This window comes from Curvibacter sp. AEP1-3 (genome assembly GCF_002163715.1).
Taxonomy (GTDB): Bacteria; Pseudomonadota; Gammaproteobacteria; order Burkholderiales; family Burkholderiaceae_C; genus Allorhodoferax.
The window spans coordinates 163,903-188,745 of sequence record NZ_CP015698.1; the positions used below are offsets into that span (position 1 = coordinate 163,903).

General features: G+C 58.9%; 16 protein-coding genes. 11 read left to right on the top strand and 5 right to left on the bottom strand.

Annotation, left to right across the window (positions count from 1 at the left end; translation table 11 throughout):
* The first annotated feature begins 146 nt into the window (after positions 1-146).
* The 3 genes from aceE to lpdA are packed head-to-tail and all read left to right on the top strand — an operon-like array spanning position 147 to position 6,402.
* On the top strand, positions 147-2,855 hold the full coding sequence (gene aceE / locus AEP_RS00765; protein ID WP_087493630.1) for a pyruvate dehydrogenase (acetyl-transferring), homodimeric type: 2,709 nt from the start codon (positions 147-149) through the stop codon (positions 2,853-2,855).
* A gap of 19 nt (positions 2,856-2,874) precedes the next feature.
* The gene (gene aceF / locus AEP_RS00770) at positions 2,875-4,551 is read left to right on the top strand and encodes a dihydrolipoyllysine-residue acetyltransferase (RefSeq protein WP_087493631.1); all 1,677 of its coding nucleotides are present in this window, start codon (positions 2,875-2,877) and stop codon (positions 4,549-4,551) included.
* A 15-nt stretch (positions 4,552-4,566) separates the two neighbouring features.
* On the top strand, positions 4,567-6,402 hold the full coding sequence (lpdA, locus tag AEP_RS00775; RefSeq protein WP_087493632.1) for a dihydrolipoyl dehydrogenase: 1,836 nt from the start codon (positions 4,567-4,569) through the stop codon (positions 6,400-6,402).
* Between the two features lie 374 nt (positions 6,403-6,776).
* Here lpdA and AEP_RS00780 read toward each other — a convergent pair whose 3' ends face one another.
* The 5 genes from AEP_RS00780 to AEP_RS00800 all read right to left on the bottom strand — a co-directional run bounded on the left by AEP_RS00780 (position 6,777) and on the right by AEP_RS00800 (position 14,567).
* Positions 6,777-8,912 (bottom strand): hypothetical protein, encoded by a 2,136-nt coding sequence (locus AEP_RS00780; protein WP_157672999.1) that lies wholly within the window; start codon positions 8,910-8,912, stop codon positions 6,777-6,779.
* Positions 8,913-9,584: 672 nt separating this feature from the next.
* A complete protein-coding gene (locus AEP_RS00785) occupies positions 9,585-11,315 on the bottom strand; it encodes an MFS transporter (RefSeq protein ID WP_198301875.1) in 1,731 nt (576 codons plus the stop codon).
* 190 nt (positions 11,316-11,505) lie between these two features.
* The gene (locus AEP_RS00790; RefSeq protein WP_087493634.1) at positions 11,506-11,730 is read right to left on the bottom strand and encodes a hypothetical protein; all 225 of its coding nucleotides are present in this window, start codon (positions 11,728-11,730) and stop codon (positions 11,506-11,508) included.
* A 212-nt stretch (positions 11,731-11,942) separates the two neighbouring features.
* Positions 11,943-14,000, bottom strand: coding sequence for a M13 family metallopeptidase (locus AEP_RS00795; protein ID WP_198301876.1), 2,058 nt, complete (start codon positions 13,998-14,000; stop codon positions 11,943-11,945).
* A gap of 90 nt (positions 14,001-14,090) precedes the next feature.
* Positions 14,091-14,567 (bottom strand): CPBP family glutamic-type intramembrane protease, encoded by a 477-nt coding sequence (locus AEP_RS00800; RefSeq protein ID WP_442873359.1) that lies wholly within the window; start codon positions 14,565-14,567, stop codon positions 14,091-14,093.
* Positions 14,568-15,066: 499 nt separating this feature from the next.
* On the opposite strand from AEP_RS00800, the gene AEP_RS00805 reads away from it, so the two are divergent.
* From AEP_RS00805 to AEP_RS00840, 8 genes are all read left to right on the top strand, one after another.
* Complete coding sequence (locus AEP_RS00805; RefSeq protein ID WP_232459892.1) at positions 15,067-16,275, top strand: serine hydrolase domain-containing protein; 1,209 nt, start codon at positions 15,067-15,069, stop codon at positions 16,273-16,275.
* A gap of 54 nt (positions 16,276-16,329) precedes the next feature.
* A complete protein-coding gene (locus AEP_RS00810) occupies positions 16,330-16,731 on the top strand; it encodes a DUF1330 domain-containing protein (RefSeq protein WP_087493637.1) in 402 nt (133 codons plus the stop codon).
* 91 nt (positions 16,732-16,822) lie between these two features.
* Positions 16,823-18,004, top strand: a complete 1,182-nt coding sequence (locus tag AEP_RS00815) for a GGDEF domain-containing protein (protein ID WP_157673000.1) — start codon at positions 16,823-16,825, stop codon at positions 18,002-18,004.
* Between the two features lie 83 nt (positions 18,005-18,087).
* Positions 18,088-18,882 (top strand): ABC transporter ATP-binding protein, encoded by a 795-nt coding sequence (locus AEP_RS00820; protein ID WP_087493639.1) that lies wholly within the window; start codon positions 18,088-18,090, stop codon positions 18,880-18,882.
* A 10-nt stretch (positions 18,883-18,892) separates the two neighbouring features.
* Positions 18,893-21,256 carry an ABC transporter permease gene (locus AEP_RS00825; protein WP_087493640.1) on the top strand — a complete coding sequence of 788 codons (2,364 nt, stop codon included), beginning with the start codon at positions 18,893-18,895 and terminating at the stop codon, positions 21,254-21,256.
* A 26-nt stretch (positions 21,257-21,282) separates the two neighbouring features.
* Positions 21,283-22,473, top strand: a complete 1,191-nt coding sequence (locus tag AEP_RS00830; protein ID WP_087493641.1) for an efflux RND transporter periplasmic adaptor subunit — start codon at positions 21,283-21,285, stop codon at positions 22,471-22,473.
* Positions 22,474-22,548: 75 nt separating this feature from the next.
* Complete coding sequence (locus tag AEP_RS00835; protein ID WP_087493642.1) at positions 22,549-23,100, top strand: NADPH-dependent FMN reductase; 552 nt, start codon at positions 22,549-22,551, stop codon at positions 23,098-23,100.
* 284 nt (positions 23,101-23,384) lie between these two features.
* Complete coding sequence (locus AEP_RS00840) at positions 23,385-24,806, top strand: aspartate kinase (RefSeq protein ID WP_087493643.1); 1,422 nt, start codon at positions 23,385-23,387, stop codon at positions 24,804-24,806.
* The last annotated feature ends 37 nt before the right edge of the window (positions 24,807-24,843 follow it).

Genomic DNA, 24,843 nt, shown 5'->3' on the forward strand with positions numbered 1-24,843 from the left:
TCTGGTGGCGCACTGTTTTCAAGTGCTGCAAAGCAGCATAAATATTTCAATATATGAAATGAATAAGCATGATTTGAAATTTCAAAACAAATATGAGAAACTAGGCGTACCGCACTAAATTACGCCAAAGTAAATAGGAGACTTCGATGGCAGCAGTTCCCCAGAATCCCTTGGGCACGTCCGACATGGACAGCCAGGAAACCCGCGAATGGATGGACGCGCTCAGCGCTGTGATCGAGGCCGAAGGCCCCGAGCGCGCGCACTTTCTGCTGGAGCAACTGCTCGAGCACGCACGCCAGAAGAGCATCGACATGCCTTTCTCGGCCACCACCGGCTATGTGAACACGATTGAGCCCCAAGACGAAGAACGCTCCCCCGGCAACCTCGAGATTGAAGAGCGCCTGCGCGCCTACATGCGCTGGAACGCCATGGCCATGGTCGTAAAGGCCAACCGCCACAACCCCGCAGATGGTGGGGATTTGGGTGGCCACATCGGCTCTTTTGCATCGCTGGCCAGCCTGTTCGGCGCCGGCTTCAACCACTTCTGGCACGCTGAAAGCGAAAACCACGGTGGCGACTGCCTCTACATCCAGGGCCACGTGTCCCCCGGCGTGTATGCCCGCGCCTACCTGGAAGGTCGCCTTTCTGAGGAGCAGTTGCTCAACTTCCGCCAGGAAGTGGATGGCAAGGGTCTATCGAGCTACCCGCACCCCAAGTTGATGCCCGAGTTCTGGCAGTTCCCCACCGTGTCCATGGGCTTGGGCCCATTGATGGCGATTTACCAGGCCCGTTTCCTGAAATACCTGCACGCCCGTGGCATTGCCAACACAGAAAACCGCAAGGTCTGGGTGTTCTGCGGCGACGGCGAAATGGACGAAGTGGAATCCCTGGGCGCCATCGGCCTGGCTGCCCGTGAAGGCTTGGACAACCTGGTCTTCGTGATCAACTGCAACTTGCAGCGCTTGGACGGCCCGGTGCGCGGCAACGGCAAGATCGTGCAAGAACTCGAAGGCGAGTTCCGCGGTGCCGGCTGGAACGTGATCAAGTTGCTGTGGGGCTCCGGCTGGGACCCCTTGCTGGCACGCGACAAAGATGGCGCGCTCAAAAAGATCATGATGGAAACCCTGGACGGCGACTACCAGGCCATGAAGGCCAACGACGGTGCCTACGTCCGCAAGCATTTCTTCGGCAAAGACCCCCGCACCCTGGAAATGGTGTCCAAGATGTCGGACGAAGAAATTTTCGATCTGCGTCGAGGCGGCCACGACTCCAAGAAGGTCTACGCTGCTTTCCACAAGGCGGTGAACCACAAGGGCGAACCTACTGTCTTGTTGATCAAGACCGTCAAGGGCTTCGGCATGGGCAAGGCCGGTGAAGGCAAGAACACCGTTCACCAGACCAAGAAGCTGACTGACGAAGACATCAAGGCCTTCCGCGACCGTTTCAACATCCCCGTGCCTGACAGCGAGTTGCCCAAGGTGCCGTTCTACAAGCCTGCAGACGACACCCCGGAAATGAAGTATCTGCATGAGCGCCGCAAGGCCTTGGGCGGCTACTTGCCGCACCGTCGTACCAAGGCGGACGAGAGCTTCACCGTGCCGTCCCTGGAAACCTTCAAGGCTGTGATCGAACCCACCGCCGAAGGCCGTGAGATTTCCACCACCCAAGCCTATGTGCGTTTCCTGACTCAGTTGCTGCGCGACCAGGCTTTGGGCCCCCGCGTGGTGCCGATTCTGGTGGATGAGGCCCGTACCTTCGGTATGGAAGGCTTGTTCCGCCAAGTGGGTATCTACAACCCCGCGGGCCAGCAGTACACCCCGGTCGATAAAGACCAGGTCATGTACTACAAGGAAGACAAGGCCGGTCAGATTCTGCAGGAAGGCATCAACGAAGCCGGCGGCATGAGCAGCTGGATTGCCGCTGCCACCAGCTACTCCACCAGCAACCGCATCATGGTGCCGTTCTACGTGTACTACTCGATGTTCGGCTTCCAGCGTATCGGCGACCTCGCCTGGGCGGCTGGCGACATGCAAGCGCGTGGCTTCTTGTTGGGCGGCACTTCCGGCCGTACCACCCTGAACGGTGAAGGTTTGCAGCACGAAGACGGCCACAGCCACATCATGGCCGGCACGATTCCGAACTGCATCTCCTACGACCCGACTTTCGCCCACGAAGTCGGCGTGATCCTGCACCATGGTTTGAAGCGCATGGTCGAGAAGCAAGACAATGTCTTCTACTACCTGACCCTGTTGAATGAAAACTACCCGATGCCCGGCCTGCAGCCCGGCACGGAAGAGCAGATCATCAAGGGCATGTACCAGTGCAAGGCGGGTCCCGCGCTCACCAAGAAGGCACCCCGCGTGCAACTCTTGGGCTCCGGCACCATCCTGCGCGAAAGCATTGCGGCACAAGAACTGCTGGAAAAAGACTGGGGCATCGGCGCCGACGTGTGGAGCTGCCCAAGCTTTAACGAACTGACCCGCGACGGCCAGGACGCTGACCGCTGGAACCTGCTGCACCCGCTGGAAACTCCACGCGTGCCATTTGTTGCCGAGCAGCTGAACAAGTCCACCGGCCCCGTGATCGCGTCGACTGACTACATGAAGGCGTACGCTGAGCAGATCCGTCCGTTTGTGCCCAAGGGCCGTACGTACAAGGTGCTGGGCACCGACGGTTTCGGCCGCTCCGACTTCCGCAGCAAGCTGCGTGAGCACTTCGAGGTGAACCGCCACTACATCGTGGTTGCCGCCCTGAAGGCGCTGAGCGAAGACGGTACCGTGCCTGTGGCCAAGGTGGCAGAAGCCATTGCTAAGTACGGCATCAACACCGACAAGGTCAACCCCCTGTACGCCTAAGAACTCCGGAGACAACAACATGGCATTGGTAGAAGTAAAAGTCCCGGATATCGGTGACTTCGACGAAGTCGCGGTTATCGAACTGATGGTCAAAGTGGGTGACACCGTGAAGGTGGAACAAAGCCTGATCACCGTGGAGTCTGATAAGGCTTCCATGGAGATTCCTTCCAGCACCGCCGGTGTGGTCAAGGAAATCAAGGTCGCTTTGGGCGACAAGGTCAAGGAAGGCTCCGTGGTCGTGATGGTGGAAGCCGCTGGTGCTGCTGCAGAGCCGAAAACGGCTCCAGCGCCCGCCGCATCTGCGCCAGCAGCTCCTGTTTCTGTAGCGGCCGCGTCCGTGGCAGCCCCTGCGGTAGCGGTTGCAGCGCCTGCTGCCTCCAGCCCGGTGGAAGTGCGTGTGCCGGATATCGGCGACTTCAAGGACGTGGCTGTTATCGAACTGCTGGTCAAGGTCGGCGACACCGTCAAGGTGGAGCAGAGCCTGATCACTGTCGAGTCGGACAAGGCTTCCATGGAGATTCCTTCCAGCACCGCCGGTGTGGTGAAGGAAATCAAGGTCAAGCTGGGTGACACCGTGAACATCGGTGACTTGGTGGTGATTCTGGAAGGCGTGGCTGGTGCCGCAGCCGCCCCTGCTGCGGCACCCGCAGCGGTTGCCGCCGCGCCGGCTGCTCCCGCCGCAGCCCCGGCACCTGTGGCTGCTGCCGCAGCGCCTGCCGCTGTGGCTGTTCCCGCGCATGCACCCGGTGGCACCACCCTCGGTTTGCCCCATGCATCCCCATCTGTGCGCAAGTTCGCCCGCGAACTGGGCGTGCCTTTGAACGAAGTCAAGGGTTCCGGCTTGAAGGGCCGTATCACCGAGGCGGACGTGCAAGGCTTCACCCGCTCCGTGATGAGCGGCGCAGTGCAGACCTTGGCCATTGCTGCGCAAGCCAAGGCTTCCGGCAGCAACGACGGCGCCGGCCTAGGCTTGATTCCCTGGCCCAAGGTGGACTTTGCCAAGTTCGGCCCGATCGAGCGCAAGGAAATGTCCCGCATCAAGAAGATCAGCGGTGCCAACCTGTTGCGCAATGCGGTCATGATCCCGGCCGTCACCAACCACGATGACGCCGACATCACCGACCTCGAAGCCTTCCGCGTCTCCACCAACAAAGAGAACGAGAAGTCCGGCATCAAGGTCACCATGCTGGCTTTCCTGATCAAGGCTTGCGTGGCCGCGCTCAAGAAGTTCCCTGAGTTCAACAGCTCGCTGGACGGCGACGCGCTGATCTACAAGCAGTACTACCACATCGGCTTTGCGGCCGACACGCCTAACGGCTTGGTGGTGCCCGTGATCAAGGACGCCGACAAAAAAGGCATCTTCCAAATCAGCCAGGAAATGGGTGAGCTGGCCAAGAAGGCCCGTGACGGCAAGCTCGGCCCTGCCGACATGAGCGGCGCGACCTTCACCATCTCTTCACTGGGTGGTATCGGTGGCCGTTATTTCACGCCCATCATCAACGCGCCTGAAGTTGCCATTCTGGGCGTCTGCAAGAGCCAGATGGAACCCGTGTGGGATGGCAAGGCCTTCCAGCCACGCCTGATGCTGCCCTTGTCGCTGACCTGGGACCACCGCGTGATCGACGGCGCCGCTGCGGCGCGCTTCAACGTGTACCTGGGCCAGATCCTGGGTGACTTCCGCCGCGTGCTGCTCTAAGACAGGAACCTGAATATGGCAATCGTAGAAATCAAGGTTCCGGACATCGGTGACTTCGACGAAGTCGCGGTCATCGAATTGCTGGTCAAAGTCGGCGACACCATCAAGCCCGAGCAAAGCCTGATCACCGTGGAGTCCGACAAGGCCTCCATGGAGATCCCGGCCAGCCACGGCGGTGTGGTGACTGAGCTCAAGGTCAAGATCGGCGACAAGGTCAAGCAGGGTTCTGTGGTCGTGATGCTCGAAGCTGCTGGTGCAGCTTCTGAAGCAAAACCGGCCGCAGCCCCAGCAGCGTCTGCGCCAGCAGCTCCTGTTTCTGTAGCAGCCCCGGCGGCTCCGGCCCCAGTGGCTAGCAGCTTCGGCGGCAGTGCGGATCTGGAGTGCGATTTGGTCGTCATCGGTGGCGGCCCCGGCGGTTACTCCGCGGCTTTCCGCGCGGCTGACTTGGGCCTCAAGGTCATCGTGGTCGAGCGCTACGCCACCTTGGGCGGCGTGTGCCTGAACGTGGGTTGCATCCCCTCCAAGGCGCTGTTGCACGTGGCGGCGGTCATGGACGAAGTCAGCCACATGGCGGACCTCGGTGTGGACTTCGGCGCGCCCGTGGTCAACATCGACAAGCTGCGCGGCCACAAAGAAAAGGTCATCGGCAAGCTGACCGGTGGCTTGGCTGCCATGGCCAAAATGCGTAAGGTCACGACCGTGCGCGGCTACGGCAACTTCGTGGGTGCCAACCACCTCGAAGTCGAAGAAACCAGCGGCACAGCCCAAGAGAAGACCGGTAGCAAGAAAGTCATCGCCTTCAAGCGCGCCATCATCGCGGCCGGCTCACAAGCTGTGCGACTGCCTTTTATGCCCAACGACCCACGCGTCGTGGACTCCACCGGCGCTCTGGCGCTGAAAGAAGTCCCCAAGCGCATGTTGATTTTGGGTGGCGGCATCATCGGCCTGGAAATGGGCACCGTTTACAGCACGCTGGGCGCCCGCCTGGACGTGGTGGAAATGATGGATGGCCTGATGCAGGGCGCCGACCGCGACCTGGTCAAGATCTGGCAGAAGATGAACGCCAAGCGCTTCGACAACATCATGCTCAAGACCAAGACCGTGTCCGCACGCGCCTTGCCTGAAGGCATTGAAGTGACGTTTGCGCCGGCGGAAGAGGGCGGAACCGCCCCCGCACCGCAGGTGTACGACCTCGTGCTGCAAGCCGTGGGCCGCACGCCCAACGGCAAGAAGATCAGTGCCGAGAAGGCGGGTGTGGCGGTGACCGACCGTGGCTTCATCAACGTCGATATCCAGATGCGCACCAACGTGCCGCACATCTTCGCCATCGGCGACATCGTGGGCCAGCCTATGCTGGCGCACAAGGCGGTGCATGAAGCCCACGTGGCAGCTGAAGTGATTGCTGGTGAACTGCAAGGCAACAAGGAATTGGCAACTGCGGCGTTCAACGCCCGCGTCATTCCAAGCGTGGCCTACACCGACCCTGAAGTGGCATGGGTGGGCTTGACTGAAGACCAGGCCAAGGCCCAAGGCATCAAGGTCAAGAAGGGCTTGTTCCCCTGGACCGCATCCGGCCGCGCGATTGCCAATGGCCGTGACGAAGGCGTCACCAAACTGCTGTTTGATGACTCCCCGGAAGCGCACGGCCATGGCAAGATCCTGGGCGGCGGCATGGTCGGCACCCACGCGGGCGACATGATCGGCGAGATCGCTTTGGCGATTGAGATGGGCGCAGACGCGGTGGACATCGGCAAGACTATTCACCCCCACCCCACGCTAGGCGAAAGCATCGGCATGGCGGCGGAGATTGCGCATGGAAGCTGCACGGATGTGCCGCCAGCGAAGAAGTAAGCCAAACTAACTGCTACTGATTTAGTAGCTGGCCGCGCAGTTCCTGAAAGGGCTGTGCGGCTTTTTTGTATCCAGGCTGCACTTGCAAAGTTCCTGATCTCGTAAGTGGCCAATTTCAATCAGGACGGAGAGTTTTGCAATGTGCGTGGGTGATTGGACTCCGGTACCTCTTGGGGTGCTTGGCCGAACAAGCGGCGCAGAATCCGTTTTTTTTTTGAGCGCACAGCCCATGCGGGCGTGCGCGAGTCAAAGCTTCGGGGGACCGCGTGCTACTTGCGGCCGGTAAAGTGGATGACGCTGCTACCGGGCATGGCAGCCAGACAGATGAATACCTCAAGAAAATTTTTATCGCAGCCCTCAGAATGAGGGGCGTTTCAAGGTACTTTTTCAAACAATAGCGCCGCCTCGGCCTGCACCGTGCCCGATACTACTTGGGAGTAGAGAGCCACCGCATAGCGGTTACTGCTAGAAGTGATGCCTGCAGTAAAACCAAGACCATTGCACGTGCCAGAATCCCGACTGTAGCGACCACCATACGGATCCTGAAGTACTTGACCGTTGATTGTTAACTCACAGGCACCATACCAGTTACTGGTAGTGCCCATCGGGTATTGGTCAAACTGTATCTTCAAGCGGGCCGACTGAATTTCCGTGTTGGCCGAGATCAGTTGGTTACCCGTACTTGTTAGATAAGGAGTACTGGCAACCAAGCGGTATTCTGTATTGCCGGATTGCGGCATTGCTGAACCAAAGGGCGACTTCACATAGAAATAGGCGCGCGGGATATTGACCGTATCCAGTCCGTCCAGAAAGGGAGGCATCAAGATGCCTATGCCCGCCTCGCTATTGCCTCGCTTTTCCATGCTTTGTGTGGCGACAACGCCGGGAGCCGTGAAAGCCAGTTTGGGTGTTCCATCGGACAGAAAACTCAAGCCGCTCATTGGATTGGTAAAGCCTTTAAAACTGACGTTGTAGTCGCCTGTAGAGGGGATGGGACTTACAGAGCCCGCAGCGAAATTGGTGGCAGTGCATGTTTGGATCGACCCTACCTGAGCGAAGGCAGCGGCTAAACCTCTGGTGGGCACAATGTTTGAATCCATCGTGATCACCGCTTTGGTTGCGCCTGCACCTGCCAGCAAACCCCTCATGGTCAGGGTGTCTCCGGTCGGCAGCGGAACTCCATAGTGACTGTTGAACTCACTCTTGTTATCAAGACGCGCACCTTGCAAGGGGGTACTGGTACCGCCGGTGCTGGCAAGGGTGTAAACGTTGCTCTGAGCATCCCTCAAGACTAGGCTGTAACCCGCGAAGGTGATGCCATTATTGAACTGGAATACCAGCCGCGAGGACGCATCCAGTGTGAGTTCCAGCGAGCCGTCGGCGCTTTTGTATGGTTTGGTCTGCGCCTGAGGGGCCATGGTAATCACACCACAACTTGGTGGGTTGCTGGCGGGCACGCCAGCGGCATACACCCAATTACCCATGGGCGCGCTGTGCGCCTGACTGGTGTTGAACTGTTTTTGGGCCGCGTTGTAGGTCACCCCGTAGTCGTAGTAGTAGCCTTTATTCCATCGACCAATGGCAGTCTCTTCTGTTGCATACACATCCGCCACGCTCGAAGACCCCAAGTAGGCGAAGCCCAGACCGGAGTTCACTGTCCCGAGGCGGTAACCTACCAAAGCCCCCCGGCTATTGAATACAGTGTCCGTAGAGTCGGTGGAGCCGCTTGACGAAAGCAGGATACGCATGACCCCATTGGGAACAGTGGCCGAAGATTCGCCGCTTGACTCTGCTCCTGAGAGTTGTTCAGCATTGGAGTTGGCAAGCAGGCCCAGCGAGGTATAGAGCGATGCTTTGCTATTCGCCAGCGAGGGCACCCTCTCCACAAAGCGAACCAAGCCCGCTAGCCAATCGGACATGAGTTGCGGGTCCGGATTGTTGGTAGTGACCATCCGGCGAAAGTCTCGCAAGGTAGCCGAGAACAATTGACCGCTATCACGCAGTTGCCTCTCATGCATAAAACCCGCGAAAAAACCGATGTGCAGAGACAAGGTGAAATCAGCGTCGGTAAGGCTGGGATCGCTACCTGACGAGTAGTGAGTCAGATCCACAAAGCGTAGATCAAACGGGCTGGGTAAACCGAATGCCGTGTTGATCACCGTCGTGGCATTGGCAACGGAGCTTGCGCTCCACTTAGTAGGCGAGCTGGATTGCTCCACCTGCAACGCTACGGCCTCAGAAACCGCAGAAATTGCGAAGCGACGCTCCGATCCGCTTGCAACAAACACCGCGCGCATGGGCGCAGTCAATGCAGCGGTCAGTCCGGTGGCTTCATTGATGTATTGCCCACCTATCGCCTCCAGAAGATACACCTGTCCTACTGTTAATGCAGTCGGCAGACTGAAGCCTCCTTGAGCGTCGCTAACGGTGCTGAAAACTACGGTGCGCACACCGGCATCGTTGATGCGGTAAAGAGTAACTGTAGCGCCGCTGGTCAAACCTTTGGCCACTTGACCAGTCAAGCCTGCTGAAGGACCGCTACCGGAGCTGCCACCTCCGCCACCGCCTCCTCCGCCACAAGCGGACAGAACAGCCAACAATACAGAGCACAAAAAAAATCGCAGGCTCGCAGCTCCGCGCGAGGCTATGCCAGACAGACTCATGGCTCTCCCTGAAATTCAATATCTAGAATATTTTTTATATTTCGACATCATGAGGGTGCTTGCGTCACGCAGTATCCAGCTCCCAGCCAGTCGGAGGCGAGTATAGCGAACGCGTCATCCGGAAACCGGTGGCTTCTTCCGGTTCTGTTGTGGTGGTTTGCGTAGTTGATGGCTCGCAGAGATGCACATCAAAGAGTCATTGGCAATCTGCTGTTTGTTGCCTCCGCAGAGTTTCTTGGCAGTGGTGTGACCACATCCTCGTTCCCAATGCTGGGCGAAGCTCGATCTCAACGGTCGGGCTGGCGGTTCGGACTCAGGTGCAATACACAAAGTCAGGTTTCTTCCAATTAGCTTTGGCCTGTCGGACCTTAACTTACTGAAAAAATCTAGGCGCATTTGTTCGAATTTTTGAACCCGATGCGACACTCCGTGCCAAGAACTAAACAAAAGCGTAGTCAGCAATAAAAAACCCGAACCGGCAAAGGTTCGGGCTTCATTGATAGCCGCCAGATCTTTGCCTTACCGGCGGCTGTCCTCGGCGAAGATGTCCTTGTCTTTGTTCTCTGGAACAAACAGCAGGCCAATCACCACGGTCATGCCGGCCACCACCACGGGGTACCACAAGCCGTAGTAGGGGTCACCGGTTTGCGCGATCATGGCAAACGCGGTTGCTGGCATCAATCCACCAAACCAGCCGTTGCCGATGTGGTACGGCAATGACATGCCTGTGTATCGGATGCGGGTGGGGAACAGCTCTACCAGGGCTGCAGCAATCGGGCCGTACACCATGGTGACCAACAGCACGAGGTAGGTGAGGATCAGCACCAGCGGGAAAACCTGGGCATTGAAGATGTCAAAGAAGCCTTCCATCTTGAGAATGCCGGGTGCTGGCTTGCCGGGCACAGGGTAGCCCGCGGCGGCCAATGCTTCGTTCACCGACTTGGCAAAGGCAGCAGGCGTGGCCTTGACGTCATCGCCAGTGAGCTTGGCGATTTCATAGCCCACCACTTCAGCAGTACCGATTTGCACCTTGGCGGGAATCGCTCCAGCGGTGTACTGCACCGAGTAGTTCACGGAACTGCGGGCCAGCAGCGCTTTGGTCACATCGCAAGAGCTGGTGAACTTGGCAGTGCCGGTGGGGTTGAACTGGAACGAGCAGTCGTTGGGGTCAGCGATGATGGTGACCTTGGTGTTCTGCTGCGCAGCATGCAATGCCGGATTGGCGATTTGCGTGATGGTTTTGAACACCGGGAAGTAGGTCACGATCGCCAGGAAGCAACCCGCCAGAATGATTTTCTTGCGGCCGATTTTGTCGGACAGAGAACCAAAAATTACGAACCCGGCTGTACCCAGAATCAGTGACCAGGCGATCAGCACGTTGGCGGTAAACATGTCAATCCGCAATATGGTTTGCAGGAAGAACAGGGCATAGAACTGACCGGTGTACCAGACCACGGCCTGACCTGCGACCAAACCGAACAAGGCGATCAGCGCAAACTTGCCGTTGCTCCACTGACCGAAAGCTTCGGCAATCGGTGCTTTGGAGCTGGTTCCTTCCGCTTTCATTTTCTTGAACGCAGGCGACTCTTCCATCTGCAAGCGGATCCATACCGAGATACCCAGCAGGAAGATCGACAGCAGGAATGGAATGCGCCAGCCCCACTCGGCGAATTCTTTTTCGCCAACAATAGTGCGCACCGTGAGGATCACCATCAGGGACAGCAGAAGGCCCAAGGTGGCGGTGGTCTGAATCCAGCTGGTGAAGAAGCCACGACGTCCGGGCGGAGCGTGCTCAGCGACATACACCACAGCGCCGCCGTACTCGCCTCCCAAGGCAAGACCTTGCAGCATGCGCAGCAGGATCAGGATGACGGGCGCGGCCCAACCGATGGTGTTGTAGCCCGGAAGCAAGCCGACCACAAAGGTCGAGATCCCCATGATCAAAATCGTCATGAGGAAGGTTTGCTTGCGCCCGATCATGTCACCCAATCTGCCAAAGAACAGCGCGCCGAAGGGGCGCACCAGAAAGCCGGCGGCAAACGCCAACAAGGCAAACACGTTGCGTGTGGCTTCCGGAAAGGATGAGAAAAACTGGGCCCCGATGATCGCTGCAAGCGAGCCATAGAGGTAGAAGTCGTACCACTCAAAAATGGTTCCGGCTGAAGACGCGAGGATGACGCGTTTTTCATCGCGCGTCATGGGCCGCTTGCGGTCTTCAATCGACGCGGCACTGGCAGGGCTGATGCTCATGGGGAGTCTCCGTTTTGTTTAGTTAGGGCGGTTCTCAGCATCCACGGCGATGCCATGGACGGCTGCAGTGTCAAAACCGCGTCTGACGGATTTCTTACTCCCCCACGAAGGTTAAGGCTTGGAAAAAGTGGGGCCTTTTGCTGGCGATTTTTTGGGTACGCCGCCGTTCGGAAACATCAATCACGAAGGGCTATTCGCTCTTTCTGGCTGCGCGCCAGCTTCGCCAACGGCTCGCCAGTTGCAAGCCCAGACCGCCACCCAAGCCCAACAAAACCATACCCACTAACGCGTTGTTGCCAAACCCTCCCGCGAAGGCATCAAACCCCATCGATTGGCCCAGCCATAAGCCCATTTGGGCGCCTGCTACAAATCCGATGGCATCCGAGATACCGATCAACAACGCAGAGTCTTTCATAGCGATTCAGGTGAGAGTTGAGGGCCGGATTCTGCATACGCTCTGTAAAAAATCGCAGCTCCGCCTAGGTTGAAACCCCACGCATTGCGAGGGCTTAGACGCAAATAGGCTGCATTCAGACCCCGCTACCGCGTTGTTCAGGGGATGCTGCAATGACGGGCAGGGACACGCAGAAAAGGCTGCTACCGGCACTGCATGGCAGTGCCTTCGGCTTACCAGATGCGGACCCGCTTTTCAGGCGCGCGCCACATTGGATCGCCCTTGCGAATATTGAAAGCTTGGTAGAACTCATTCAAGTGCAGCAGAGGGGCGAAACTGCGCAAAGCGCTGTTGGCGTGGTAGTCCTTGGCTACCAGAAAGCGCAGTCGTTCGGGGCGGCCTTTGTAAGCCCACATTTGTGACCAAGCGACGAAGCAACGTTGGTCAGTGGTCATGCCATCAATCTTGGGTTGCGCCTTGCCGTCCAGCGCGCGCCGCAGCGCTGCATGGGCAAGGGTGATGCCGCCAAGGTCGGCGGTGTTTTCTGTGAGGGTCAGCAAGCCGTTGTGTTGCAAGCCCGGGAGGATGGTGAACTCGCTGTACTGCTGCACCAGCACATCGGTTCGTTTTTTAAATTCCTGGGTGGCTTCAGGGGTCCACCAATCGCGCAAGTTGCCTGCCGGTCCGTAGCGTCGACCATTGCTGTCGAATCCGTGGGTCAATTCATGGCCGATGACGGCGCCGATCGTGCAGTAGTTCACGGCCATATCTGCACCGGGCTTGTAAAACGGTGGTTGAACAATAGCCGCTGTGATGTCGATGTTGTTGGCCTGAGGGTTGTAGGCGGCATTCACCGTTGTGGGGAGTGTGGCGCTTTCTGCAAAACGGTCCTGCACAACCGGCGTACCCACTTTGGCCAGATCACGGCGCATCAGAAATTCGCCAATCCGTTGCTGGTTGCCGAAGTGGTCGTCCGGTCGTACGTCAATCGCACTGAAGTCGATCCACTTCTGTGGATAGCCAACTTGAATATCGACTTTGGACAACTTGGTCAAAGCAGCTGCCCGGGTGGGTTCGTCCAGCCAAGGGTTTGCTCGCAGGCGTTGTTCAAACTCATCTTTGATGTGCTTGACCATCTCGGTGATTTCCCGGCGGGTGCTTTCCGGAAAATGCGCTTTTACGTATAGCTGGGCCATGGGATGAAACAGCTGTGAGGCAATCGCCTGAGTGACCTGACGCTCGCGGGATGGCACCACTTGCAGGCCCTTGCGCTGCTTGTTGAACTCTTCGTCCAATGTGCTCCAAGGGCGCCCCAAGGCGGAGGCTCGGCTGGACAAGATGTGCCACGCAAGCAAGGTGCGGACTTCTTCGGGAGTGCGGGTGCTCAGCAGCTTGTGAATGGCCTTCAGTCCATTGACATCCATGACTACCACGCTTTCGGGCACGGGCACGCCCAAACCTCCCAGCAGAGCCTTCAGGTCAACAGTGGGAATGAACCCTTGAACCTCTGCGAATGTGAGTTTGTTGTAGGTGATATCGGGATCCCGCATCTGCAAAGGTGTCAGGCGGGCTGCGGCAAGCTCGGCCTCCATGTCCACGATCAGCTTGGCTTTCTTTGCTGCAAGAGGCTCGGCATCTCCCGATGCTTGCAACATTTTGGTGACAAAGCCCGCATAGAGTTCACGCACTTTCTGACCCGCAGGTGTGTTGTATTCATCCGGTTCGAGTGGCTGCACACTCGGATGGATCATCAATACGTTCATGCCACTGTTCTTGGCGTCTACGGTGCTGAATGCGTTCACCAAAGGCGAAATGCCGTAGCCCAGAGCCAACCGGGCAGACACTGCTCCAAGCGCTGAGGGTGAGCCTGTAGAAGGCAGACGCTGCAGCTCGGCAGAGATGGGCTGCAGTCCCAGGGTATCCAGCCGGCTGGTGTCCATGGCTGCCCGGTAGTAGTCACCAATCTGCTGTTGTGGCGTACCTTTGGGGGGCCTTGAAGCCGCTGCGTCGTGGATCAGGGAGCTGAGCTTCTGGTCTAGGTTGGCTGCCAGTTGGCTAAACCCACCGACATCGGCTTCACTGGGAGGTATCTGAGTGCGTTTGAGCCAGGCGCCATTGGCATAGCGAAAGAAGTCTTTTCGCGGGCTCACACTTTTGTCCATATTGCCCACCGAATAACCCAATTCCGGTGCAGCGGCTTGTGCTGAAGCGGCAGATGGCAGTGCCATGATGGCTGCGGCGATGGAGCTAAGGACCAGGCCGCAGGTAAGCGGTTTGTTGATGTTTGACATGGTGGACTCCCCTGAGTGAACGGTTGAACTTGGCGCGTGAGGCGCTCTGACGTTGCGATCTGATGCGGATGTCTTGCGCATCAGCAAAAACTATACCTTGCTCGCCAGCCCCGCGCCCCACAGGCCAGCGGCAAAAAGCAACCAGTCATTGGTGATGTGGGCTCCCGTAGACACCCACATATTCTTGGTCATGATCCAGGGCAGTGTGAGCACCATCCGCGCACCGCCGATGACGACCAGACATTGCACCCAGTTCCAGTCATAGGTCGGCAAGTGCAGCATCCCGAACATGACCGATGTGGCAAACCAGGCCAACAGAATGGCGCCCTTGCGACTCCATCCTAATTTGTGAGTCAGCCAGTGCAAAAGGGCGAGGAAGGGCAGGATCGTGATGACTTCTTCCCCCAGAAGTTGGGGTAATGTTTTGACAAAAAACACCATGCGACCCAAGGTATCCGTTGTACCCAACTGTGTAGTGCTACCGTTGCTTGCCACTTGGGTCAGCGCCCATACTATGAAGCCAAGGCCCATGCTGATCACGATGTTGAGCAAGGCAAAGCCGAGCATCAATCGCAACTCACGCAGCCCCACCTTGCCGAACAGGCAATGCCAATGGCCTGGGGCCACACGCGCCAATGTGATTAACGGCACCGCAGCCAACATCACAGCCGGGACCAACTGCCAGATAAGTGCTGCCGACCAGGATGCCGAGATGACGAGAAACAGAAAAGCGCCTGCCACTGAAGCCATGAGCATCCACCAGGCGGGGGTGGAAAGTGTGACGGGTGTGCCTCGGTAGAAGGGGAAATCCGTACCCGGATCCTCAAGCCGTGAAAAACGTGACCCTTTCGGGAGGAGAGCATCTGTCATGGTGATCACTCAATCAAACTGAAACCAGTATTCCATGTCCGGTACCGCACCATCATATCTGCCCCTCTCAGAGGGTAAGTTTGCTAAGCGACCTGTCACCAGCAGGACTCGGCAAGGGTTTGTCTCAAGTTCAGATGCCTAAGGCCGGTGCAACATTTCCCTTATTCGCGTGATCGCGCGTTCCGGGAGTTTTGTTTTGGCCTTTAAGAAAATGGTGCTCGGCACCTTGGTAGTTCTGGGGGTAGCCGGCGTGGGCGCTTGGTTCAGTCTGGACAAGGAAACCCGCGGGTTGTTGGCGACGGTGCCGACCAACCGCGATCTGCTGTTCTGGACTCAAGCCCAGAGAGATGCTGCCTTTCGCGCGCTGGACCGGCTGCCTTTTCTCGCCAAATCACGGGTGGTGCAAGCTGGCGGCACTCCTTCTGCATTGCCCGCGGGTGCGCCGCTGAAACTCACAAGCGATGTCGACGCCTATATGGCCGGCCAGCGCAGTGCTGCGCTCTTGGTCTTGCAAGACGGTAAGTTGCGCCTCGAGCGTTATGGCTTGGGCTTTGATGCGGCAGGGCGTTGGACCAGCTTCTCGGTAGCCAAGTCGTTCACGTCTACCTTGGTTGGTGCCGCGGTGAAAGATGGCTTTATCAAGAGTCTGGACGACAAAGTCAGTCTCTACATTCCGGACCTCAAAGGCTCGGCCTACGATGCGGTCAGCGTGCGCCAATTGCTCACAATGACCTCCGGCGTAAAGTGGAACGAAGATTATTCTGACCCGCAGTCGGATGTTGCAAAGTTCAACAACCACAAGCCGGAAGAAGGCGTGGATGCGTTGGTGAGCTACATGCGCAACCTCCCACGCGATGTGCCCGCGGGAACCCGTTGGCTCTATAGCACTGGCGAGACCAACCTGGTCGGCACCTTGGTGCAGCAAGCCACCGGCAAGCCCCTGGCCACTTATCTGGCCGAAAAGGTGTGGGGACCGGCGGGTATGGAGCAGCAAGGCACCTGGATATTGAGCAAAACCGGTCAGGAAATCGGGGGCTGCTGCATCCAGGCGTCGCCACGTGATTACGCCCGTATGGGCCAATTCATTTTGAGTGGCGCCATGGCAGGTGGCAAAAGCATCGTGCCCGATGGCTGGTGGGTGGATGCCACTACCAAGCGCACAGACATCGGCCAACCAGGCCGTGGGTATGGCTACCAATGGTGGACTTATGACGACGGCAGTTTTTCTGCTCGAGGCATTTTCGGGCAAGGCATCTTCATCGACCCCAAGCGTAAGTTGGTCATCGTGTCCAACGCCAACTGGGCAGGGGGTGCGCGTGACCTAGAGGCATCCAACGCGCGTGAGGCCTTCTACCGGGAGGTACAAAAGGCCGTCGACGATGAAGGTGCAGCGCCCGGTAAATAGTTTTTTGCAGGGTGCACTGCTCAGGATTTCCCTAACAAGCCCAGGAGTGACGACATGGCTACTATCGACCCGAGCCGCGAGAGTTTCAGCCAGCTCTTTGTGAAGACTGCGCCGGACAAACCAGTCACCATGCTGAACCTGCTGCGCTTCAAAGAGCAGGCCGAATACACCCCTGAGCGCCAGGAGACGCCATGCACCGGGCGTGAGGCTTATGCACGCTATACGGCGAATGCCCTGAAAGCGGTGCAAGCTGCAGGTGGCATAGTGCTGTGGCAGGGCCGCGCTTGCCATGCCCTGGTGGCTCCTGCCGACGAGGTCTGGGATGATGTCCTGCTGGTGCAATACCCGAATGCCGCCGCATTCATGGACATGGTGCGTTCACCCGGGTACCAAGCGTTCGTTCACCACCGGTCCGCCGCGCTGGCAGATGCCCGACTGATTGCTATGCAGCAGTAGTTGTTTTGCCGTTCTGGGGTGCCGACAAAGCGACTCGTCAGTTGCCGCACGGTGTGCCATACTGCAAAAAAAGCAACCGTTGGAGCATGCAGTGCAAGGGCACAAAGCTGTGGTTTGGACAGGATCGGCCTTTGCCGCCGCTGGACTGGCTTGCTTCTTTGTTTTTTCTTGGCATGACGGTGCCTCCAAGCCACTGGCCATCGAGGTGGCACTCCTTGTTGGTTTGCTGTGCGGGGTGCTTACTTTTCTCGTGTTGCGCTTGCGGGATGTGAATGAGTCGTCCCGGAAGTTGGGCCTCATCGCCGCAATGAATGTCCAAGTCAACCGGGATATCCTGCTCAATGAAGATCTGGGGCTGATTTACGCCAACATTCTTGGCTACCTGTTCCGGATTTTCAATGAAGCAACAACCGGTTCGATACTCAAGTTGGGCGACGATGGGCACCTGACCTTTGTTGCATCCAAAGGCTTCTCAGACGAGTTTGTTGGCAAGTTCAGGCTCCGGTTGGAAGACAGCTTTTTGTACCAAGTAACGCACGGTAACTTCAAGGAAGCGCGCTTGATCACAGCCTCGGATTTTGAGGACGTGGCCACCGTCATCAAGCCCGACGATTGGAGGTACCAATCGGTCATCAGTGCGCCGATTTTTGTCGGTGATCGCTTGTTCGGTTTGTTGAATCTGGACTCGTCGATTGCGAGTACCTACGACCAAAAAGACCTTGAAATTGTGGAGCGCTTTCGCGCACAGATTGAGGTGGTGCTATTGGCCAGAGAGCGCTATTCCGCCAACATCAAGCGCTATCAGGTGGATGCACTGAGTGGCTTGGCGACCCGCCATTATTTTGAAGATCAGTTGGCTGTGGCCTTGGAGCGTGCTGCGCGATACCAGGAGCGTGTGGTGATCGGTCTTTTTGATGTGGATGGTCTGAAGCAAGTCAACGATACGCAGGGTCATTTGGCAGGCGATCAATTGATCGCCCACATTGCGCAAGTGTTGCGCAAGTCAGCCCGCAATTCCGACATCGTGGGTCGCCTGGGCGGGGATGAGTTCGTCGCTTGTTATCCAATGGCCAAGGCTCCAGCGATAGAGCACACCATTCAGGAGATCCGTAAGCAGCTGCGTCTGAACCCGATCCTGACTGGCAGTGGAGCCCTGTTGGTGCCCGAATTCAGCTTTGGTCTCGCCAGTTTTCCGGAGGACGGAAGCACTGTCGAAGCACTATTGGGCATTGCAGACCAAAGAATGTATGCCATGAAGCAGGCTGCACATTAAGCAAACCGTGCGGCATCGAACCGACGTGAGGGTAGGCGCGGCCCAGACTGCCTACACTCCGTCACATTCCCAATGGGGGTTCCATGCCGAATGCCTTGGCTACGACTCCTGTGGCAGCAAAGCCTGCTGCGACTGTCCCCGCTGCTCCTGCCGAAAGCGCACCTGCCGATGAACGCGCAGCTGTTTTTACCGCCAAAGGACTTGCCAAAACCTATGACATGGGGGAGGTTCAGGTTCACGCCTTGATGGACGTAGACCTGACCATCTACAAAGGTGAGTTCATCGTATTGTTGGGCGCCTCGGGCAGTGGCAAATCCACCTTGCTCAACATCCTTGGCGGGCTGGACCGCCCCAGCAGCGGGACCGCGCAGTTTGCCGACCATGACCTGACCCATGCCAGCGACGACGAACTCACCCTGTACCGCCGGGACCACGTGGGCTTTGTTTTTCAGTTTTACAACCTGATCCCCAGCCTGACCGTGCGTGAAAACGTGGAACTGGTCACTGACATTGCCAAAGACCCGATGCCGGCCCTGGAGGCGCTGACACGGGTGGGGCTCGCAGAGCGGGTGGACCACTTCCCCTCGCAGCTCTCGGGCGGGGAGCAGCAGCGCGTGGCCATTGCGCGTGCCATTGTCAAAAAACCGGAGGTGCTGTTGTGCGATGAGCCTACCGGTGCTCTGGACTATCAGACGGGCAAGCTGGTGCTGGAAGTCATTGCGCGCATTAACCGCGAATTGGGCACCACCGCCATCGTAATCACCCACAACGCAGCGATTGCCGGGATGGCAGACCGCGTGCTGTACCTGAGCGGCGGGCGTATAGAAAAGATCGTGCAGAACGAGCACAAGGTCGCGCCCTCCGAGCTGGCATGGTGAGTGCCTCGCCATGAAAACCCTGGACCGCAAACTACTGCGTGACTTGCGCCTGATGTGGAGCCAGGCTCTCACCATCGCCTTGGTGGTGGCGAGTGGGGTAGGGGGCTTTATTACCAGTTTTAGCGCGTTTGACTCACTGTGGTGGTCGCGCGATGTGTACTACGCGGAGTCGCGGTTTGCAGAAGTGTTCAGCAGCCTCAAAAGTGCGCCCTTGGCATTGCAGCGCCAGCTCGAAGCCATCGACGGTGCGGCCCATGTACAGACCGGGCTGGCGCAGGTGGTGCCCATCACCATTCCAGGGGTATCGGACCCGATTGCCGGGCAGATCATCGGGCTGGATCCGGCCGAGCCCCCGCGCTTGAGCTTGGTGAGCCTGCGCAGCGGGCGCATGGTGGCCAGCCACGGTAGTGGTGCCATGGATGCCTTGGTGTCTGAGGCCTTTGCAGTGGCTCACCAGCTCAAGACCGGGGATGAAGTGACGGCATTGATCAACGGCAAGCGCGAGCGGCTGCGGCTGGTCGGCATAGGCCTGTCGCCGGAGTACGTTTTCGCAGGCCTCGGTGGCTCGCCGGACCAGCGGGGCTTCGGCATTTTTTGGGTAGACCGCAAGACGCTAGCCATGGCCTACAACATGGAAGGTGCCTTCAACCAAGTGACGGTGCGGCTGGGGCCGGGCGCCAGTGAGGGGGCAGTCATTGACCAGTTGGACCGGCTGCTTGCCCCCTATGGCGGCATCAACGCGCATGGGCGGGACCAACAGATGTCGGATGTAATTCTGAATTCCGAGATCAAGCAGCAGCGGGTGATGGGCACGGTGTTGCCCAGCATCTTTCTTGCGGTCGCTGCGTTTTTGCTCAACGTGGTGGTGGGTCGGCAGATCGCCAGCCAGCGCGAACAGGTGGCCGCGCTGAAGGCCTTGGGTTATGGCAACCTTGCCATCGGCGGGCACTACCTCAAGCTGGTGCTGGTGATTGTGGTGCTGGGTCTGCTCTTGGGGCTGGCACTCGGTGCTGCTTTGGGGCAAGGCTTTGTAGGCTTGTATGCCAAGACCTTCCGCTTCCCGACGCTGCATTACCGCTTGGCACCTGCGCTTATTCTGGTGGCTGTCGGAGTGGCATTGGCAGCCGCAGTGCTGGCCACGCTGGGTGCCATCCGCGCCACGGTGCTGCTGGCACCCGCAGAGGCCATGCGTCCGCCATCACCCGGCCGCTACCAGCCCATGCTGCTGGAGCGCTGGGGCATGAAGGCCTGGTTTTCGCCGCCGCTGCGCATGATCTTGCGCACCATGGAGCGCCACCGCTTGCGTACTTTGCTCACCACGGTGGGCGTGGCGATGGCCATGGCCACCGTCATCACCGGCGCCTTCATGCGGGATGCGGTGGTGGTTTTGATGGACACCCAGTTCGGACAGGTCTTGCGTGGGGATGTGTCCATCAATCTGCTGGAAGCCACGCCCGCGCGTGCGCTGCAAACCACGGCGCATTTGCCTTTTGTGACGGCGGTGGAGGGCGGGCGCAATGTGGCGGTACGGCTGGTGAATGGCAACCGGCATCACCGTGGCGCCATTCAAGGCAAGCCTGAGGTGCCGGACTTGTTTCGCATCGTCAATCTCGACAAGCAAGCCTTGAACGCACCGCGCCACGGCTTGCTGCTGACCGACCGCCTGGCCACCAAGCTAGGCGTGAAGCCGGGCGACCTGGTCCGGGTGGAACTGCAGGAAGGTCGCCGTGAGGTGGTGCACTTGCCGGTGACCGGCACGGTGCACGAACTGCTGGGCATGAACGCCTACATGGAGCGCACGGCGCTGAACGCGGTGCTGCGTGAGGGGGACGTCGTCAACCAGATCATGGTGTCTGTGGAGCGTGGGCATGAGCCGGAGCTGCTCAACCGCCTGAAGGAACTGCCCCAAGTGGGCGTGGCCATCAGCAAGCAGGTGATGGCGCGCAACATCAATGATGTGACGGCGCGCAACATTCTGGTTTTCAGCCTGGTGCTCACGGTGTTCGCCACCATCATCGCGGTCGGTGTCGTCTACAACAATGCGCGCATTGCCTTGGCGGAGCGTGCCTGGGAGCTGGCCAGTTTGCGCGTGCTGGGCTTCACCCGCACCGAGGTGTCTGCCATTTTGCTGGGCGAATTGGGCATCGAGATTGTGCTGGCGCTGCCTCTGGGCATGGGGCTGGGCTACCTGCTGGCGCTGGGCATTGTCACCATGATCCGCAGCGATGAGTTTTCGTTTCCCTTCGCCATTCAGCCCGCTACCTATGCCTTTGCAGTGGTGTGTGTGGTGGTGGCAGGTGTGATCAGTGCGCTGATTGTGCGCAGGCGGATCGACCAGCTGGACCTGGTCAGCGTCCTCAAAACCCGCGAATAGCGCGGCCAACCCTACTCCCCATCATCATGAAAAAAAAGCTTCTCTGGGGCGCCGTCATCGCCATGTTTCTGGCCGGTCTGGTTTGGGCTTTTTGGCCCAGCGCGATGGAAGTGGAGGTGGCGAACGTGACCCAAGGCCGTTTTGAGCGCGCAGTGCAGGAGGACGGCAAGACCCGGGTGCGCGCGCGTTATGTGGTGTCCACCACCGTGGCAGGCCGCCTGGCGCGCATTCTGCTGGCGCAAGGGGACCGCGTGCAGGCGGGGGACGCTGTGGCCGTGGTGTCGCCCTCAGCACCCGCCTTGCTGGACGCACGCAGCCAAGCGGAGCAAGCCGCCCGTGTGGGTGGCGCGCAGGCGGCCTTGGCGCAAGCCCAAGCGCAGGTGGCTGCCGCTGCGGCTGCCCTCAACCAGGGCAGGCAGGACGTGCTGCGCAACAACGCGCTGGTGCGGCAAGGCTTTGTGTCTGCCGCGCAAGGTGAAAGCATTCGTTTGGCCGAACAACTGCGGGGCAGCGAACTGGCGGCTGCGCAGCAGGCGGAGCAAGCTGCGCGATTTAACCTGGAGCAGGCCCGTGCGCCCTTGCAGGCATACGGCGCCGATGGTGCGAGGCCAGGTGTCAAGGGCGAGGTGACGGTCCGTTCGCCGGTAGCAGGCAGTGTGCTCAAAGTGCTGCTGCAAAGTGAAGGCGTGGTGCAGGCGGGCGCTGGCCTGGTCGAAATTGGCGACCCGGGCAGTTTGGAGGTGGTGGTGGACATCTTGACCGAGGAGGCCGCCCAAGTGCAACCCGGCACTGCCGTGCAGTTGTTGAACTGGGGCGGCTCCGGCGTGCTGCAGGGCAAGGTGCGCTACGTGGAGCCGGCGGCATTCACCAAAGTGTCTGCACTCGGCGTGGAAGAACAGCGGGTGAATGTGATTGCAGACATCACCAGCCCGCAAGAGGTCTGGAAAGGCCTTGGCGACGGCTTCAAGGTGGATGTGCGTTTGTTGGTGCAAGTGGAGGAGGGCGCGGTCATGGTGCCGGTGGGTGCCTTGTTTCCGGTGGGGGCGCGCTCCGGGGTGTTTGTGCTGGACGCAGGCCATGTGCGTTTGCAGGAGGTCACCGTCAAAGCGCGCAACGGCAACCAGGCTTGGGTGCCGGAGGGGCTGGCGGTCAATGCCCAGGTGGTGGTCTATCCCGACATCAAGTTGCAGGACGGTGCCAAAGTCAAAGTGCGATAGGCAGCAAACTGTGTCTGCTAGAGCACGGACGGACGGGTTGGTGGCGCGCAGCATGGTGTTTTTTGGGAGCATGCTGTGAGCACATATCTGATCTCGGTGATCGTGGGCAGCCTTCGCCACGAATCCATGAACCGCAAACTGGCCCACGCTCTGGCGGCGCTGGCGCCTGCGGATTTCACCTTCGAGCAGGTGCCGCTTGACGACCTGCCGCTGTACGACCAGGACGACGACTCCTACCAGACCGAGTCGGTGCTGCGCCTCAAGTCGGAAATCGCCCGGGCGCAAGGTCTGCTGTTTGTGACGCCGGAGTACAACCGTTCCATTCCCGGGGTACTCAAAAATGCCATTGACCATGCCTCGCGCCCCTACGGCCAGAGCGCATGGGCGGGCAAGCCGGCTGCAGTGATCGGTCTGTCGCCCGGCGCAGCGGGCACGGCGATGGCGCAGCAACACCTGCGCAATGTGCTGGCCTATCTGGATGTGCCCACCATGGGGCAGCCGGAGGCGTTTATTCAAGCAAAAGACGACCTGTTCAATTCCACGGGTGGTCTCGGCGAGGGCAGCAAGAAGTTTTTTCAAGCGTGGATGGATGCGTATGTGGCGTGGGTCCGGAAACACGCGGGCTGAGCCTGCCCGGGGCCAATCGCTGGATGAGGTCGGTCTTAGGGCTCCGTAGTCAGGAGAAGAGGTGCTATTCATTTAATAGCTGCTCGCGCATATTCCATGGGCGCTGGGTGCCGATTCGGTACACAAAGTTGAAGTGACGGGTAAGGTTTGCGGCGCAATGCCGGTTTGCAAATCGGGCTCCCACCCAAAGTGGTGGAAAATAGAGGGTTTTCAGCCGTTGACAAACTCACGGCAGAAGCTCCTTGCCGGCTCTCCAATCCCTTTTTGCTCTTCCCAGCTTGTCCATGTCAGACGTAAATTCTTCCAAGATCTCTGTCGAGAAAATCGGCGGCACCTCGATGACCGCTTTTGGTGATGTGCTGCGCCACATCGTTCTGCATGACCCGAAACGCATTTACGGCCGCATTTACGTGGTGTCTGCCTACTCCGGCGTGACCAACCAGTTGCTGGAGCATAAAAAGACGGGTGAACGCGGTATTTACGCCCTGTTTGCGGAGGGAAAGGGCTACCAGGACGCCCTGACCGGCTTGGCCGTCAGCCTGAAAAAGCTGAACGCCGGCTATGCCGACATCGGTTTGCCACTGGCCGTGGCCGACGCCTTTATTGATCAGCGCATCGCCCAAGCCCGCGAATATCTGGGTGCCATGCACCACGTATTGGCCAGCGGCTACCTGAGCCGCAAGGATGTGCTCTTGGCAGCCCGCGAGGTGCTTGCCTCAATCGGCGAGTCCCATAGCGCGTTCAACTCGGTGGAAATCCTCAAGGCCAACGGTGTAAATGCGGTCCTGATGGACCTGGCCGGCTTCGATGACAACGAAGCCTGGAGCATCGACGAGCGTATTGCCAACAGCTTCAAGGATCTGGACCTGGCCAACAGCGTGATAGTGGCCACCGGCTACACCAAGGGGACTGAAGGCATCATGCGCGAGTTCGACCGCGGCTACTCCGAGGTCACCTTCAGCAAGATCGCTGTCGAAGTGCGTCCTGCCGAGGCCGTGATTCACAAAGAATTCCACCTGTCATCTGCCGACCCCAACCTTGTGGGCCTGGAAAATGCCATTGTGGTGGGCGCCACCAACTACGACGTGGCCGATCAGTTGGCGGACGTGGGCATGGAAGCCATCCACCCCAAGGCGGCCAAGCCCATGGAATTGGCGGGCATCCCCATCCGCCTGAAAAATACGTTTGAGCCGGACCACCCCGGCACCCTGATCACCAAGGACTTCGTGGGCGAGCGTGCCCGCGTGGAAATCGTGACCGGTACCGACAAGGTCACCCTGATCGAAATTCACGACCCCAGCATGGTGGGCACCGTAGGCTTTGACGCCAGCTTGATGCAAGTGTTCTGCAAGCACGACATCAGCTACATCCTGAAAGCCACCAACGCCAACTCGATTGCCCACTTGGTGTGGGACAACCAGGTAACTGACGCACTCGTGGCCGAACTGGAAGAGCTTTACCAGGTGGTCACGGTCAAGCCCAGCGCCATTGTGTGCACCATCGGCTCCAACATCGGCATTCCCGGCGTGCTGGCCAAGGCAGCCCAGGCTCTGGCGGACGCGCAAGTCAACGTGAACTGCGTGTCGCAAACCCTGCGCCAGGTGAACATGCAGTTTGTGATTGAGCGCGGCGACTACAAGACCGCAGTCAAGGCTCTCAACATGGCCTTGTGTGTGAACTCCGGTACACCGGTGCCACGCGTCTGAAGTTGAGCTGAAGCGCTACTGTTTCAGTAGCTAGCCG

Excerpts from the sequence above, each read along its gene's own strand:
- AEP_RS00810 (WP_087493637.1), top strand. The coding sequence starts at position 16,330 with ATGGCTACTATCGACCCGAGCCGCGAGAGTTTCAGCCAGCTCTTTGTG.
- AEP_RS00795 (WP_198301876.1), bottom strand. The coding sequence starts at position 14,000 with ATGTCAAACATCAACAAACCGCTTACCTGCGGCCTGGTCCTTAGCTCC.
- AEP_RS00830 (WP_087493641.1), top strand. The coding sequence starts at position 21,283 with ATGAAAAAAAAGCTTCTCTGGGGCGCCGTCATCGCCATGTTTCTGGCC.
- aceE (WP_087493630.1), top strand. The coding sequence starts at position 147 with ATGGCAGCAGTTCCCCAGAATCCCTTGGGCACGTCCGACATGGACAGC.
- AEP_RS00820 (WP_087493639.1), top strand. The coding sequence starts at position 18,088 with ATGCCGAATGCCTTGGCTACGACTCCTGTGGCAGCAAAGCCTGCTGCG.
- lpdA (WP_087493632.1), top strand. The coding sequence starts at position 4,567 with ATGGCAATCGTAGAAATCAAGGTTCCGGACATCGGTGACTTCGACGAA.
- AEP_RS00800 (WP_442873359.1), bottom strand. The coding sequence starts at position 14,567 with ATGCTCGGCTTTGCCTTGCTCAACATCGTGATCAGCATGGGCCTTGGC.
- AEP_RS00825 (WP_087493640.1), top strand. The coding sequence starts at position 18,893 with ATGAAAACCCTGGACCGCAAACTACTGCGTGACTTGCGCCTGATGTGG.
- aceF (WP_087493631.1), top strand. The coding sequence starts at position 2,875 with ATGGCATTGGTAGAAGTAAAAGTCCCGGATATCGGTGACTTCGACGAA.
- AEP_RS00840 (WP_087493643.1), top strand. The coding sequence starts at position 23,385 with ATGTCAGACGTAAATTCTTCCAAGATCTCTGTCGAGAAAATCGGCGGC.
- AEP_RS00790 (WP_087493634.1), bottom strand. The coding sequence starts at position 11,730 with ATGAAAGACTCTGCGTTGTTGATCGGTATCTCGGATGCCATCGGATTT.
- AEP_RS00785 (WP_198301875.1), bottom strand. The coding sequence starts at position 11,315 with ATGAGCATCAGCCCTGCCAGTGCCGCGTCGATTGAAGACCGCAAGCGG.